This is a genomic window from Isoptericola sp. NPDC055063, assembly GCF_053608125.1.
In genome coordinates this window covers 42,588-57,064 of record NZ_JBSGUW010000022.1, presented here as the reverse complement: position 1 = coordinate 57,064, position 14,477 = coordinate 42,588, and the positions used below count along the sequence as shown (strand labels likewise).

Annotated in this window: 14 protein-coding genes and 1 tRNA gene; 4 read left to right on the top strand and 11 right to left on the bottom strand. The window is 74.8% G+C overall.

All coding sequences use genetic code 11. The annotated features are described in order from the left end of the window. The 7 genes from ACWF41_RS20940 to ACWF41_RS20910 form a co-directional block, all read right to left on the bottom strand. On the bottom strand, positions 1 to 971 hold a 971-nt coding region (locus ACWF41_RS20940; RefSeq protein WP_452183189.1), incomplete at its 3' end, for a serine/threonine-protein kinase. Continuing rightward, positions 968 to 2,437 carry a peptidoglycan D,D-transpeptidase FtsI family protein gene (locus tag ACWF41_RS20935; RefSeq protein WP_380318116.1) on the bottom strand — a complete coding sequence of 490 codons (1,470 nt, stop codon included), beginning with the start codon at positions 2,435 to 2,437 and terminating at the stop codon, positions 968 to 970. The genes ACWF41_RS20935 and ACWF41_RS20940, both read right to left, overlap by 4 nt. Next, positions 2,434 to 3,993 (bottom strand): FtsW/RodA/SpoVE family cell cycle protein, encoded by a 1,560-nt coding sequence (locus tag ACWF41_RS20930; protein WP_380318112.1) that lies wholly within the window; start codon positions 3,991 to 3,993, stop codon positions 2,434 to 2,436. The genes ACWF41_RS20935 and ACWF41_RS20930 overlap by 4 nt, the downstream gene beginning before the upstream one ends. Beyond that, positions 3,990 to 5,360: a Stp1/IreP family PP2C-type Ser/Thr phosphatase gene (locus tag ACWF41_RS20925; RefSeq protein WP_380318109.1), complete on the bottom strand. Its 1,371-nt coding sequence runs from the start codon at positions 5,358 to 5,360 to the stop codon at positions 3,990 to 3,992. Before ACWF41_RS20925 ends, ACWF41_RS20930 begins: the two co-directional genes overlap by 4 nt. Positions 5,361 to 5,367: 7 nt before the next feature. Then, on the bottom strand, positions 5,368 to 5,865 hold the full coding sequence (locus ACWF41_RS20920; protein WP_380318106.1) for an FHA domain-containing protein FhaB/FipA: 498 nt from the start codon (positions 5,863 to 5,865) through the stop codon (positions 5,368 to 5,370). A gap of 10 nt (positions 5,866 to 5,875) precedes the next feature. Beyond that, a complete protein-coding gene (locus ACWF41_RS20915) occupies positions 5,876 to 6,595 on the bottom strand; it encodes an FhaA domain-containing protein (RefSeq protein ID WP_380318103.1) in 720 nt (239 codons plus the stop codon). Between the two features lie 305 nt (positions 6,596 to 6,900). Beyond that, positions 6,901 to 6,984: transfer RNA gene (locus ACWF41_RS20910), tRNA-Leu, on the bottom strand. Positions 6,985 to 7,117: 133 nt separating this feature from the next. Here ACWF41_RS20910 and ACWF41_RS20905 point away from each other — a divergent pair. Then, positions 7,118 to 7,990 (top strand): hypothetical protein, encoded by an 873-nt coding sequence (locus ACWF41_RS20905; RefSeq protein WP_380318100.1) that lies wholly within the window; start codon positions 7,118 to 7,120, stop codon positions 7,988 to 7,990. A gap of 4 nt (positions 7,991 to 7,994) precedes the next feature. Here ACWF41_RS20905 and ACWF41_RS20900 read toward each other — a convergent pair whose 3' ends face one another. Both ACWF41_RS20900 and ACWF41_RS20895 read right to left on the bottom strand, forming a co-directional pair. Then, positions 7,995 to 8,798 carry an alpha/beta hydrolase fold domain-containing protein gene (locus tag ACWF41_RS20900; RefSeq protein ID WP_380318097.1) on the bottom strand — a complete coding sequence of 268 codons (804 nt, stop codon included), beginning with the start codon at positions 8,796 to 8,798 and terminating at the stop codon, positions 7,995 to 7,997. Further along, on the bottom strand, positions 8,795 to 9,697 hold the full coding sequence (locus ACWF41_RS20895) for a GNAT family N-acetyltransferase (protein ID WP_380318094.1): 903 nt from the start codon (positions 9,695 to 9,697) through the stop codon (positions 8,795 to 8,797). Before ACWF41_RS20895 ends, ACWF41_RS20900 begins: the two co-directional genes overlap by 4 nt. Before the next feature lie 140 nt (positions 9,698 to 9,837). Between ACWF41_RS20895 and ACWF41_RS20890 the strand changes: the two genes are divergently transcribed. Next, on the top strand, positions 9,838 to 10,797 hold the full coding sequence (locus ACWF41_RS20890; protein ID WP_380318091.1) for a sensor domain-containing diguanylate cyclase: 960 nt from the start codon (positions 9,838 to 9,840) through the stop codon (positions 10,795 to 10,797). A 336-nt stretch (positions 10,798 to 11,133) separates the two neighbouring features. Here ACWF41_RS20890 and ACWF41_RS20885 read toward each other — a convergent pair whose 3' ends face one another. Then, positions 11,134 to 12,057 carry an SDR family oxidoreductase gene (locus ACWF41_RS20885; RefSeq protein ID WP_380318088.1) on the bottom strand — a complete coding sequence of 308 codons (924 nt, stop codon included), beginning with the start codon at positions 12,055 to 12,057 and terminating at the stop codon, positions 11,134 to 11,136. Between the two features lie 124 nt (positions 12,058 to 12,181). Here ACWF41_RS20885 and ACWF41_RS20880 point away from each other — a divergent pair, with 124 nt between their 5' ends. Both ACWF41_RS20880 and ACWF41_RS20875 read left to right on the top strand, forming a co-directional pair. Then, positions 12,182 to 12,685: a low molecular weight protein-tyrosine-phosphatase gene (locus ACWF41_RS20880; RefSeq protein ID WP_380318125.1), complete on the top strand. Its 504-nt coding sequence runs from the start codon at positions 12,182 to 12,184 to the stop codon at positions 12,683 to 12,685. Positions 12,686 to 12,829: 144 nt separating this feature from the next. Further along, complete coding sequence (locus ACWF41_RS20875; protein WP_380318085.1) at positions 12,830 to 13,372, top strand: GNAT family N-acetyltransferase; 543 nt, start codon at positions 12,830 to 12,832, stop codon at positions 13,370 to 13,372. Here the strand turns inward: ACWF41_RS20875 and ACWF41_RS20870 are convergent. Then, on the bottom strand, positions 13,326 to 14,459 hold the full coding sequence (locus ACWF41_RS20870; RefSeq protein ID WP_380318082.1) for an alpha/beta hydrolase: 1,134 nt from the start codon (positions 14,457 to 14,459) through the stop codon (positions 13,326 to 13,328). The genes ACWF41_RS20875 and ACWF41_RS20870 overlap by 47 nt on opposite strands. Positions 14,460 to 14,477 lie beyond the last annotated feature (18 nt).

Genomic DNA, 14,477 nt, shown 5'->3' with positions numbered 1-14,477 from the left:
GGCATGGGGGTGGCCGGCGGCGTCGCGGGCGTGCTGGGGCGCGGCGCGGGCGCCGCATGCGCCGGGACGGACCGGGCGGGCCGGGCGCCCGGCCGGGAGGCCGCGGCGACCCGGCGGGCCGACCGGGAGCGCGCCCCCAGGGGGTCCTCCGCGATCTCCCGCGCGAGCGACTCGAGCTCGCCCGCCAGAGCGGCCGCCGACTCGGGCCGGCGCGACGGGTCCTTCTCGAGCATGCGGCCGATGACGTCCGCGAGGCCGGGGTGCACGTGCGTGGGCAGCGGGGGGACGGGCGCGTTGACGTGCGCCACCGCGATGTCGACGGGCGTCGACCCCGTGAAGGGTCGCTTGCCCGCAGTCGCCTCGTACGCGACCACGCCGAGGGCGTACACGTCCGACGCCGCCGTCGCGGGCTGCCCCACCGCCTGCTCGGGCGACAGGTACTGGGCGGTGCCCATGACCATGCCCGTGGCCGTCATCGGGGCCTGGTTGGCGGCCAGCGAGACGCCGAAGTCGGTGATCTTCACGCTGCCGCCGTGCTCCAGCAGGATGTTGCCGGGCTTGACGTCGCGGTGCACCACCTTTGCCAGGTGGGCGTGGTGCAGGCCCCGCGCCGTCGCGGCGAGGATCGGCAGCAGCTTGCGGGGCGCGACGACCGGCTCGCGCTCCAGCAGGTCGGCCAGCGGCTCCCCGAGCACGAGCTCCATGACGAGGTAGCCGGCGCCGTCCTGCTCGCCGTAGTCGTACATCTGCGCGATGTTCGGGTGCGACAGGGCGGCGCTGTTGCGCGCCTCCGTGCGCAGTCGGCGCAGGAAGTCCTCGTTGCCGGTGTACTCCTCGCGGAGCACCTTCACCGCGACCTCGCGTCCCAGGTAGCCGTCGTCGGCGACCCAGACCTCGCCCATGCCGCCCACGGCGATCTGGCGCGTGAGCCGGTACCGCTCGCCCAGCGCGAGCCCGGTGCTCGGCCTCATCCGTTCAGCACCGCCTCGATGACGGCCTTCGCGATCGGCGCGGCGACGCGGCCACCGGTGGCCTCGGAGCCGGTCGACCCGCCGTCCTCGACGATCACGGCCACGGCGACCTTCGGGTCGTCGGCGGGCGCGAAGCCCGTGAACCACGCGTGCGGCTTCGTCTTGGTCGTGTCGCCGTGCTGGGCGGTGCCGGTCTTGCCGGCCACCTTGACGCCGGAGATCTGGGCGGCGGTGCCGGTGCCGCTCTCGACGACGCCGACCATCATGTCCGTGAGCTGGTCGGCCGTGGACTTGGAGATCGACTGCTCCAGCTTGTGCGGCGACGTCTGCTGCACGACCTCGAGCTGCGGGTCGCGGATGGTGTCCACCGAGTACGGCGCCATCATCGTGCCGCCGTTCGCGATCGTGGCGGAGATCATCGCGACCTGCAGCGGCGTGGCCTGGTTGCTCCACTGCCCGATGGCGCTGTAGGCCTCGAACGGGGGCGCCCACGCCGGGTCGTCGGGGGCCGGGAAGACGCTCTTGGTGGTGCTGAACGGCACCTCGAACGGCGAGTTGTAGCCAAACTTGTTGGCCTGGTCGTACATCGCCTCGTTGCCGAGCTTGACGCCCAGCTCCGCGAACGCGGTGTTGCAGGAGATCCGCAGCGCGTCGGCGAGCGACATCTTGCCGGTGGGCGAGCACGACTCGCCGCCGTAGTTCGGGATCGCCTTCTCGGTGCCCGGCGGGGTGTACGTCACCGGGGCGTCGATCTGGGTGTCCTCCGTGTAGTCGCCGGACTCGATGGCGGTCGCCGCCGTCACCAGCTTGAAGGTGGACCCGGGCGGGTACGCCCACGCCGTCGCGCGGCTGAGCAGCGGGTCGTCGTCGTCGTTGGCCAGCTTCTCGTAGGCGTCGTTGGCCTTCTTGGTGTCGTGCGTGGCGAGGTCGTTCGGGTCGAAGGTCGGGTTCGACACCAGGGCGAGGATCTTGCCGGTGGACGGCTCGACGGCGACCACGGCGCCACGCTGGTCGCCGAGGGCGTCCGCCGCGGCCTGCTGCGCCTTCGCGTCGATGGTCAGCTCGACGGAGGAGCCCTCCGGGTCGCGCCCGGTGAGCAGGTTCTGCAGCCGGTCCATCCACAGGGCGTCGGCCTGCCCGTTGAGGAAGTCGTTCTCCGTGTCCTCGATCTTCGACCGGCCGCTGACCAGGGAGAAGTAGCCGGTGAGGGGCGCGTAGAGCGGGCCCTGCGCGTACTTGCGCTGGTACCCGAACGGGTCGTCGACCGGCGTGGACGACGCGATGGCCTCGCCGTCGACGACGATCGGGCCGCGCGCGTTGCCGTACTCGGCGTAGATGGAGCGCACGTTGCGCGGATCGTTGTTGAGCTCGTCCGCGTGGAAGAACTGGATCCACGTGGTCGACACCATGAGCGCCAGGAACATGACCATGACGACGCCCGCCAGCCGGCGCAGGGTCGTGTTCACTGCTGCTCACCCCCTCGGGTGTCGCGGTACGGGTCGATGGTCTGGGTCGCGTCCGCCGGGGTGGACCCGCGGGACGGAGCGTCGGTGGCCGAGCGACGGACGGGGGTGCCGGCCGCGGGCGTGCCCGTGCCCGGCCGGGCGTCGTGGGCACCGACGACGATCGGGTCGTGCATGGCCCCGCCCTGCGCGACCGTGCCGCGCATGGGCAGCGCGGACGGGCGCCGCGCGTTGTCGGAGATGCGCAGGAGCAGCGCGATGACGATCCAGTTCGCCAGCAGCGACGACCCGCCCTGCGCCATGAACGGCAGCGTCAGGCCGGTCAGCGGGATGATGCGCGTGATGCCGCCCACGACCACGAACAGCTGCAGCGCCATGACGAACGCGAGGCCGCCGGCGAGTAGCTTGCCGAAGCCGTCGCGCACCGCGACCGCCGTCTTCAGGCCGCGCTGCACGATCAGCAGGTAGGTCATGAGGATCGCGAGCAGGCCCGTGAGGCCCAGCTCCTCGCCCAGCGACGAGTAGATGAAGTCGGAGAACGCGTACGGGACCTTGTAGGGGTACCCCTCGCCCCAGCCGGTGCCGAACAGGCCGCCCGCCGCCATCGCGAACGTGCCCTGCACGATCTGGTACGACGAGCCCGAGGCGTAGAGCTCGGCGTCGAACGGGTGCAGCCACACCTCCATCCGGGCCGCGACGTGCGAGAACATCGAGGTCGCGAGCAGGGCGCCCGCCGCGAACAGCACGAGGCCGATGAGGACCCAGCTGAACCGCTCGGTGGCGAGGTACAGCATCGCCACGAACAGGCCGAAGAACAGGAGGGACGTGCCGAGGTCGCGCTCGAAGACGAGCACGCCGAGGGACGCCGCCCACACGATGATGATCGGCCCGAGGTCGCGGATGCGCGGCAGCTGCAGGCCCAGCACCTTCTTGCCCGCGAGGGCGAGCGTGTCCCGGTTGGTCACCAGGTAGCCGGCGAAGAAGATGGCGAACGCGATCTTCGCGAACTCGGCGGGCTGCAGCGAGAAGCCGGCGATGTTGACCCAGATGCGGGCGCCGTTGATCTCGGTCCCGATGCCGGGCAGGAGCGGCATCACGACCAGGCCGAGGCCCACCAGCATGGCGGTGTAGGTGAGGCGGCGGATCCAGCGGTGGTCGCGCAGGAACCACACGATGAGCACCGCGATGACGGCGCCCAGCGCCGTGTACATCATCTGCGCCCAGGCGTTCGCGCCTTTCATGCCCGCGAGCTCGAGGCGCAGGATCATCGCGAGGCCCAGGCCGTTGAGCAGCACGACGGCGGGCAGGATCACCTGGTCCGCCCACGGCGCGCGGACGCGCAGGACGACGTGCGCGGAGAGCGCGACGACGACGAACAGCAGGCTGACCGGCCAGAACTCGGTGGGCAGCGAGCCTGTGACGCTGCGGCCGACCATGGCGAACGCCGTGATGCCGGCGGCGAGCGCGAGGATCAGCAGGAACAGCTCGGCCAGGCGCGCCGGCCTCCGCTCCGTGGGCTCGACGGTGCGCTCGGCGGGCGTCTCGACGGCGGCGCTCACCCCTTCGACCCCCCGTCGGCCTCGGTGTCCTTCGCCTTTGCCGTGGTGCTGGGGGTCGGCGTGCTCTTCGGCGTCGTCGACGGGGTGGGGGTGGGGGTAGGCGTGGGCTCGGGGGCGGCCTCGGCGATGAGCCGGTCCGCGCGCTCGCGCGCCTCGGCCTCCGACGAGGCCCGGATGGACCCGTCGAGGCGTTCGGCCCAGTAGTCGGGCAGGTCGGAGACCGGCGTGCCGGTGAGCTCCACGGGGGTGGACAGCGTGATCGGGCCGGCGCTGGCGGGGATGCCCTGGAAGACGGCGACCTCGCCGTCCGCGACCCCGACGTAGTACTGCTGCTGCGTCCAGCCGTACGCCCACCACAGGCCGTACCCGACGCCGCCGAGGACGACCAGCAGCACGAGGACCGTGATCCAGGGGCGCCGCTTCCGCCGCGGGCGCGCGTCGGCGTCGTCCGCCTCGTCGTCGGGGTCGTCGTCGTCGGGGTCGTCGGTCTCCGCGGGAGCCGGGGCCTCCGCGGGGGCCTCCGCCGGGGTCTGGAGGACCACAGGCAGCTCGCCGGTGGCCGCGGCGCCCACGACCTGCGGAACGGTGCTGCCCTCGGCCTGGTCGGCGGCCGCGCTGGCGGCCTGGTCGGGCTGCTCGTCGTCGTCCACGACGTCCGCGACGACGACGGTGATGTTGTCGGTGCTCCCCGCCGTCATCGACAGCGTGATCAGCAGGTCCGCGGCCTCGTCGGGCGACGGGGTCTCGGTGAGGACCTCGGCCATCTGGTCGGGCGTGACGAACCCGGACAGCCCGTCGGAGCAGAGCAGCCACCGGTCGCCGGCGCGCGCCTCACGGACGGACATGTCGGGGGTCAGGTCGACGTCGAAGTCGCCCAGCACCCGCATGACGACGTTGCGCTGCGGGTGGTGCTCCGCCTCCTCCGGCGAGATGCGGCCGGTGTCGACGAGGTGCTGCACGAACGTGTGGTCCACCGTGACCTGCGTGAAGCGGCCGTCGCGCAGCAGGTACGCGCGCGAGTCGCCGAGGTGGGCCATGACCAGCGTCGTGCCGGTGTGCAGCAGGGCGGTGACCGTGGTGCCCATGCCGACCAGCTCGGGGTCGGCGTCGCTGGCACGCACCAGGTCCTGCCGCGCGCGCTCCACGGTGTGCTCGAGGTCGGTCAGCGCCTCCTCGGGGCCGTGCTCGGTGCGGTCGAGCGGCGCGAGCGCCGCGATCGCCAGGCGCGACGCGACGTCGCCGCCCGCGTGGCCGCCCATGCCGTCGGCCACGACCAGCAGGTGCGGCCCGGCGTACGCGGAGTCCTGGTTGTTGGACCGCACGAGGCCGACGTCCGACCGCGCGGCGTAGCGCAGGGTGAGGGTCACGGAGCGGTCACCCCTGGAGCTCGACGACGGACTGGCCGATCCGGACGCCGACACCCGGCGCCAGCGGCTGCGGTCCCGACACCTGGGTGTCCCCGATGAAGGTGCCGTTCGTCGACCCGAGGTCCTCCACGTACCACTGGTCGCCCTGCGGGAAGATGCGGGCGTGCCGCGACGACGAGTAGTCGTCGTCCAGCACGAGGGTGCACCCCGGCGACCGGCCGATGAGGATCGACGCCGACGTCAGCGGGAGCGTGGTGCCCGTCAGCGGGCCGGTCGTGACGACCAGTCGCGTGGGGCCGGAACGGCGGGGCGGGGCCGGGGCCGCGGCGGCGCCGGCCGGGGTGGCGGCGGGTGCCGCGTCGGTCCGGCGGCGCTCCGCCCGCGACGCGCGGGGGCCGCCCCGGGGGGCCAGGTCGCGGCGCAGCACCGCGATCGCGGAGAGCACGAACACCCAGAGCAGCACCAGGTAGCCCAGCCGCAGCAGGGTGATCGTCAGCTCGCTCATCCTGGGGAGATCACCAGCCCTCGGTCTGCTGGCCGGAGGCGCTGCCGGTCCAGAACATGATGCGGGTACGGCCGATGGTCAGGGTGTTGCCGTCGAGCAGGGTGGCGGCGGGCACCTGGTGGCCCTCGACGAACAGGCCGTTCGTGGAGCCCAGGTCGGTCGCGACCACGCCGTCCGGCGTCACGCGGATCTCCAGGTGTCGGCGCGAGACGCCCGGGTCGTCCACGACGATGTCGGCCTCGGCGTCGCGGCCGATGACCGTGACGGGGCCGGTGAGGAGGTAGCGCTGCCCGTCGATGTCGATGAGCGGGTGGCGGGTGGACGGCGCGGCCGAGGTGGCCGGCGCGACGTTCCCGCGCACGGTGGCGGAACGGAGCTCGAAGCGGCCGGCGGCGATGTCCTCGTGCTCCTCGAAGGAGACGCTGACGGGCCCCACGAAGGCGTAGTGCTGCGACGCCGCGTACTCGGTGAGGTTCGTCGCGAGCTCGTCGGCCATGGTCTCCGCGCCCCAGGCGTCGATCTGGGAGAAGTCCGCCGTGGACAGCTCGATGGTGAACTCGTTCGGCACGACCGTGCGGTCGCGCCCGACGACGGCGGCGCGGTCGTCCACCTCGCGCCGCAGACGACTCGCCAGCTCGACCGGCTTGATCTCGCTGTTGCGTCCAACCTTCGCGAACGCGTTGTTCATCACGCGCTCCACGCTCTTCTCGAAGCGCTCCAGGGCGCCCATGCCACCTCCTCCCGTCGGCCCGACTCGTTCGCGGGCAGACTATCTAGATCGTAGGCAGGGGCGCAGCACCACCCCTCCGCGCGGTGTGGATTTCCTGCGAACGCTCGGCGCAGAACCAGGACCCGCAGGTCACGGCGAGGTGACGGCACGCGCCCGCGACCTGCGCCAGGACGAGCTCGGCTGCCGGACGGCCGCCACCGCCACCCTTCCAGGAGCACCCCGTACCCGCCCCTCCAGAGGCTCGAGCGGGTCCGGAACGCGGAAGGTCCCGGCCAGGAGAACCTGACCGGGACCTTCTCTTCACGTGCGCGAGGGGGGAGTTGAACCCCCACGCCCTCTCGGGCACACGGACCTGAACCGTGCGCGTCTGCCTATTCCGCCACTCGCGCGTGCCGCAGAAGATTAGCACGGCGCAGGGGGTGGTCCCCAATCGCCTGTCGGGTGCCGTGACGGCCCGCGACAGTTGTCCCCGGCGCGGCAATCTGGTGGTGCCGCGCCTGCGCGCCGATCCAGGATGGGCGCATGCCCGTGCCCGCCGGAGAGCCTGCCGCCGTCGTCGAGGTCGCGTGCGACGAGTCGGGGTTCTCCGGGACCAACCTGCTGGACCCGGCGTCGCCGGTGATCGTGCACGCGGGCGTCGACCTCACGGAGGCGGAGGCAGCGGAGCTGCTCGGCACGCTGCGGACCCGGTTCCACCATCGCGGGACGACCGAGCACAAGGCCCACCTGCTGCTGCGGCCCGGGCAGCCGGAGGCGGTGGCGTGGTTCCGGGACGTGCTCGACGGGCGGTCGACCGTGGAGGTCGTGGACAAGCGCGACCACCTCGCCGGGCGGGTGCTCGACCTGCTGGGCGGGGCGCCGTCATACCTCGACGGCACGCCGCTCGGCCGTGACCACGGCGCGGCCGCGGCGACGCTGCGGGAGCGCGGGGACCTCCTCGCCGCGTTCGTCGCGATGACGCGGCTCAAGCACCGCCGCCGGGTGGATCGCGGCGCCGTCGACCGCTTCCTCGCGCTGGCCCCGCGCGACCTGCCGGGACTCGCCACGCTCACCCCGGCCGACGTCGTCGGGGTGCTCGGACGCCTGCTCGACGGCGACCCCGCCGTCCCGCCGCCGCTCGAGCCGCTGGTCCCGGCGCTCGCGGGGACCGCGCTGCGGTGGAGCGGCGGGAGCCGGTCGGTCGCCGTCGTGCACGACGAGCAGAGCGCGCTCACCCCGCAGCGCACCGCCCTCCTGGCGGCGAGTCTCGCGGCGGCCGTGTCCCCCGCCCCGCCGCCGCTGCTCGGCGTGCGGCAGGTGGACTCCCGGCGCGACCCCCGGGTGCAGGTGGCCGACCTGCTCGCCGGCCTCGCGCGGCGGGACGCGCTGCGCTCCGCGGCCGACCTCGGGCGCTGACCGGTCAGGCTCCGAGGCCGAAGAACGCCGCGGCTCCGGCGAGCACCTCGCCCGCCAGGGGGGTGCCGACGAACCCGTGCTCCGCGCCGGGCAGCTCCAGCAGCCGGCACGGCACGCCGTCGCGGTGGCACGCCGCGGCCAGCGCGCGCGCCTCCGGCAGCAGCGAGTCCCGCTCGCCGACGGCGAGGACCGTGGGCGGCAGGCCCCGCGCCGACAGGTGCAGGCGCGGCGCGGACGCCGGCGCGACGCCCGTCCACGCCCGCATCGCGTACTCCGAGAGCTCGCGGCCGGGTCCGCCGGGCAGGGAGTCGTCGTAGGTCGCCAGCGACAGGTCGAGGTTCGGGTTGGTGAGCAGCAGCCCGGCGAGCGGGTGCCGGCCGCGCGCCGCGGCGAGGGTCGCGACCGCGCCACCGGCGGAGTCGCCGTCCAGGTACAGCCGGTCGAAACCCTCCCGGGCGAGGAGGTCGACGGCCGCGAGCGCGTCCGCCGCCGCGTCGTCCAGCGACGACTCCGGGGCGAGCCGGTAGTCCACCGACAGCACGACGACGCCCAGGGCCTCCGCCGCACGGCGGCACCAGCCGTCCTGCAGCTCGAGGTCGCCGAACAGGCCGTACCCGCCGTGCAGGAAGACGGCCGCCGCCCCGGGGTGCCGGGCCTCCGGCGTGTAGCGGCGCAGCGCGACGCCGTCGTGCACCGCGTCCTCCACCGCGCCCGCGAACGGGAGGCGCGGCCGGGCCAGCGCGCGCTCGCGGGCGCCGCGCCGCAGCCCGGCCACGTCGGGGACGCCGCGGGCGTCGTCAGAGGTCATGACGCGATCCGCAGCTCGCCCATGTCGACCACCTTGCGGTAGCCGAGGCGCTCGTAGAGGGCGTTCGACACCGGGTTCTCCAGGTCGGTGAACAGGCACACGCGGTGTCCGGCGTCGCGCAGCAGCGCGGACACGTGTGCGACCAGGGCCCCCGCGTAGCCGCGGCCGCGGTGCACGGCGGGCGTGTACACCGGGCCGATGCGGGCCACGCCGAGCGCCGGGCCCATGAAGCCGACGAGCGACACGGGCTCGCCGTCGTCCTCCCACCACCAGAGCTTGCGGTCGGCGACGCGGCGCTCCACCGTGTCGCGGGGCGGCGGGGTGACCGTCGCGCCTGGCGCGCGCCCGGCCTGCGCGTCCGCGGCGGCCGCGAAGTCGCCGATCCACGCGTGGGCGACGTCCAGCTCGTCCGCGGCGACGAGCCGCGGCCCGCCCCCTGGCGCGCGCGCCGGCGGGACCAGCGTGCCGAGCTCGAACAGCCGGCTCGGGCGCGCGAGCTCCAGGTCGCCGCCGGCGTGCTCGCCCATCCGCCGGAGGAAGGCGGTGGCCGGGCCCTGGGCGCCGTTCGCGGCGGGCACCACCTCCCCGCGCGCGAGGAGCAGGTCGGCCAGCGACGTCGCGAGCCGCGCGTCCATCGGCATGAGGTGGGCCTGGTACGGCGGCGCGGGCGCGGTCCGCATGGCCGCGCCGGCGACCTCCCCGTCCGCCGTCCGCGCGACGGCGAACCAGTGCGGGTGGTCGGGCGCCGGCTCCCCCCGGGCGGCGCGCTCCATGAGGCGTTGGGCCGTCGTCGCGACGATCGTCGCCCGCACCGGGTCGGCGGCGAGCACGCCCGCCACCGCGTCGAGGAAGGCCTGCGGGTCCTCGGTGAGCTGCCACGCGGGGGTCGGGTCGTGCATGCGTGCACGCTAGCGGGCGGCGTCGCCGCGGGCACCGGAGATTTCTCGCCCGGACGGCTCTGCTGAACGGTGCGCGAACGCTCGGCGAACTTCTCGTCGGACCACCCGACCACGGCCCTGGCCGCGGCCATACTGCCGCTGTGCACGACGAGATCGCCCGACTGGCCCGCCACGTCGCCCCGCGCGAGACGACGCCCGCCGGCACCATCGCGGAGCTGACCCAGCCGGTGCTCGTGGTCGGCTCCACGATGCCGGTCGGCGAGCTCGAGGTGATGTTCCGGCGGCCCGAGGTGGGTTCCGTCGCGGTGCAGGACGACGCCGATACGTCCCGGACCGGGATCGTCACCCGCGCGGGGCTGGCCGCGGCGCTCACCGGTCGCCTCGGGTACGGGCGCGCCGTCCTCGAGCGGCGGCCCACCGGCGCCGTGGCCGACTGGGCCCCGCTCGTCGTCGGGCCCGGGACGCCCGTGGCGGACGTCGCCGGGCTCGCGATGTCCCGGACCGCGGCGCGGCGCTACGACGACGTCCTCGTCCCCGGCCCGGCGTCGTGGGGCACCGCGAGCACGGCCGACGTGATGCGAGCGGTCGTCGCCGAGCTCGCGGACCGGTCCACGCACGACCCGCTCACACGGCTGCAGGGCCGGCCCGCCACCTGGTACGCGCTCACCCGGCGCTGCGCCCTCGTGCGCGGCGGTGCGACGCGCGTGGTGCTGGTGCTGCTCGACGTGCGCGCGCTCGCCGCGCTCAACGCCGAGCGCGGGCAGGCCGCCGGCGACGCGGTGCTCGTCGAGCTGGCGGCGCGGCTCGAGGCGGCGCTGCCCGCCGGGTGCGAGGCCGGGCGCGTGGAGGGCGACGGGTTCGCCGTCCTCGCGACCCTGCCGGCGATGGACGACCTCCAGGCGGCGGCGTCCGCCGAGGCGCTGCGGCAGCACCTGCTGGCGCAGCTGGCCGAGCCGTCCGGCGGCATCGACCCGGTCGCCTGGCCCACGCTGCACTCCGCGGCGGCGTGGTCGGTGGCCGGGGCGGCCGGCGCGGACGAGCTGGTCGCCCAGGCGGAACGGCGCCTCCTGCGTGAGCGGCGCGCGGCGGTGCTGGTCTGAGGTGCGGTCGGCCCCGGACAGCAAAGAGCCCGCGGGCTGGAGGTCGAACCTCCTGCCATGCTGGACGAGGGCACGGCACCCGCGGGATCCGGTGGTCGCGAGGAACTCGCTACCCGTCCCGTGCGCCGTCGGCCTGGACGACCTGGTCGTCAGGGGGACAGCGCGAAACGCTCAAGGGCGCACGCGACTAGCGCGCGACCACCTCATGGGTCCGAAGAGTCTTCACTGCTCCGATCACCTCCTTTCTCATGTGCCGACGACGCTACGCCCGCCGCCGCGGGGAGGCCAAGGGTTTTCCCCAGGGTGAACGCGACCGGTGCCGGACGGTCCCGGAGCTCAGGCGCGGCGCAGGTGCGCCCACTCGCCCGGGTAGTCGTCGAGCCACTGCGCCAGGGAGCGGGCGGGCCGGCCCACGAGTCGGCCGACGTCGTCGGACACGTGCGCCAGCTCCCCGGCGGCGATCGCGGTGTACGACGTCACCCACCCCTCGACCTCGAACGGCTCGGCGCCGTACCCGGCCCGGGAGCGGTAGGCCTCCTCCTCGGTCTCCGGGTGGTAGGTGATGTCACGCCCGGCGGCCCGACCGAGGATCGTCGCGACCTCGTCGAGCGTGAGCGCCTCCGGCCCCGTGACCTCGTAGACCGCGCCGTCGTGCCGCGCGGGGCGCTCGTCGAGGATGACGGCCGTCGCGACGTCGGCGACGTCGTCGTGCGACACCGCCGCGACCCGACCGTCCCCCGCGGGACCGCGGATCACGCCGTCGCGCCCGACGAACGTGCTGAGCGCGTGCAGGTAGAGGTTGTCGCGCAGCACCGTCCAGCGCAGGCCCGTGCGCGCCGCGACCTCCGCCAGGTGCTGCTCGGTGTGCCAGTGGTCGCGGGCGAAAGTGAACACCGCGTCCGGGGCGGCGCCCGCGAACGACGTGTAGACGAGGCGCTCGACACCCGCGGCCGCGGCCGCGTCGATCGTCGCCGTGTGCTGGGCGACCCGGTCCGGGGCCTCGCGGGCGCTCACGAGGAAGACGGTGCGCACGCCCTCGAACGCCGCCCGCATCGCGGCCGTGTCCTGGTACCCGTCCGCGAGGGCGACCTCCGAGACCGGGAGCGGACGGCCGTCGCTGAGGCGCGGGGTGCGCGCCCGGTCCCGCACGACGAGGCGCTGCCGCGCGCCCTCCGCCGCCAGCCGGAACGCCAGCCGTGACCCGAGACGTCCGCTCGCCCCGGTCACGGCGATCAACCCGTCCGCCGCCCATCTCGCCATGACCCACGGTAGGCACGACCGCGTCCGCGGGGCCCGTCGAGCGGCCGACCCGGCGGGACCTCGGCAGGGTGGACCGGGCGAGCCGGGCGAGAATGGGCCGGTGAGTGCCACCCCGTACCGCGTCATGACCGTCTGCACCGGAAACATCTGCCGCAGCCCGATGGCGGAGATCGTGCTCCGCGACCGGTTGGAGGCCGCCGGCCTCGGCGACCGGGTCGAGGTCGGCTCGTCCGGCGTCAGCGACGAGGAGCACGGGAACCCCGTGGACCGTCGTGCCCGCCGCACGCTGGCGGCCCACGGCTACCCCGTCGGCGACGGTCACCGCGCGCGCCAGGTCACGCGCGACGATCTCGCCTCCTACGACCTGCTCCTGCCCATGACGGCCCAGCACGCCCGGCGCCTGCGGCGGCTCGTGGACGGCTCGCCCGCCGACGGCCTCGCCGAGATCCGGATGTACCGCTCGTTCGACCCCGACGCGCCCGTCGTCGAGCCGGGCGGCGACGAGCAGCGGCTCGACGTCGACGACCCCTGGTACGGGGACGAGGCCGGCTTCGAGGACTGCCTGGCCGAGATCGAGGCCGCCGCCGACGGCGTCGTCGCGCACGTCCGGGCGCGGCTCGGCGACTGAACCGGCCGCCGGTCCGCGGCGCCGACGACACACCGAGCGACACGCCGTCTGGCCCGCCGCCGTGTCGTCCTCTGGAGGGCCCCCGGCGCGGCAGGGTCGGAATCCCGCGGCTCGACGGGACGCCGGGATGGAAGGATCGCCCGCATGACGACGCACCCGACGCTCACCGTCCGCCGCGCCCGCGCCGATGAGTGGCGCGAGACCCGCGAGCTGCGCCTCGCAGCGCTGCTGGACCCGGCGGCCCCCGTCGCGTTCCTCGAGACGCACGAGGTGGCCGCGGCCAAGGAGGACGTGTTCTGGGAGCACCGCGCGGCCACGGCCGCCACGAGCGACGCGGTGGCGGCGTACGTCGCCGTCGACGAGGACGGCTGCTGGGTGGGCGCGGTCACCGGGCTCGTCGAGGAGCCGGGCGCGACGGACGTGCTGGGCGGCCCGGTCGAGCGGCGCCAGGTGCACCTGGTGGGCGTGTTCGTGCGGCCGGAGTTCCGGGGCGCGGGCCTGCTGGGGCGGCTGTTCGACGGCGTGCAGGAGTGGGGTCGCGGGCAGGGCGTCGAGCGGGCGCGGCTGTGCGTGCACGTCGACAACCCGCGCGCACAGGCCGCCTACCGCAAGCTCGGCTTCGCGCCCTCGGGCGTCCGCTTCACCCTCGAGCAGGGGGAGGAGCTGGAGATGGTGCGGGACCTGTGACGCGGTCCCTCCGCCGGAACGTCCGCCGCCACCACGACCCCGCCCGCTCCGGCTCCGGCTCCTCGGGCGCGGGCCACGGCGGGACGTAGGCGGCGAACCAGCGGGCCGTCTCGCGCCACACCGCCTCCCGCACGTCGGGGGCCGAGAGGGTCACGTCGTGCAGGGCGCCGTCGAGCCGGACCAGCGTGACGAGGCTGCCGAGCGCGGGCACGCGCCGCGCCACGCCGCCCACCTCCAGCACCGAGTCGGAGCGCAGCATCTCCGGGGTCCACCGCACGGGCGCCGTCGAGCGCGCCGACAGCAGCACCAGCACGGGGGCGTCGATGCCGAGGCCGCGCGACACCCGGTCCTGCCCCTGGAAGATGGCCGTCAGCCACGCCGGGGTGGTGCGCCAGCCGTTGTCGGGGCGCCAGGCGGGGTCGATCTGCCAGGCCCCGTCGTAGCGGTCGGACACGCTGCGCACGTAGAAGCCGAGGTCGACGTTCACCAGGTGGCTGCGCGGCGCGAGCGCCGCCTGCGCCCGCAGCCCCGGCTCCAGCATCCAGCGGCCCACGCTGCGGGTCTGGAACTCCAGCCACGGGCTGTTGAGCACGAGCGCCGCGGCACGGCCCGGCTTGTGCGCCGCCCACAGGCTGAGCACCAGCCCGCCCGTCGAGTGGCCCATGAGCACGAGCCGGCGGTCCGACGACGGCTCCGGGCCGTGCCCGATGGCGGCCAGCGCGGCCTCGATGTCCTCGTCGTACGTCACGAGCGCCGTGACGAAGCCGGGCGTCTGGTGCTCGCGCAGGCTGCGGCCGTACTTGCGCAGGTCGAGGGCGTAGAACCGCGCGCCCTGCCGCTCCCAGAACGCGGCGAGGTGGGTCTGGAAGAAGTAGTCGGTCCAGCCGTGCACGTACAGCACGTCGACGCCGGCGTCCGGCACCCCACCCCCGGGGTCGCCCGGGCCGAGCGCCCGTCGCACCAGCGTCGCGACGACCTCCCCCTCGAAGTCGTCCGCCAGCCGCAGCGTGCGCTGCTCGAAGCCGGGCAGCACGTCGGGCTGCCAGGCGTCGGGCTGCGGGGTGCTGTCGGTGCCGGGGTCCTCCACGCCCCGAAGGTAAGGAAC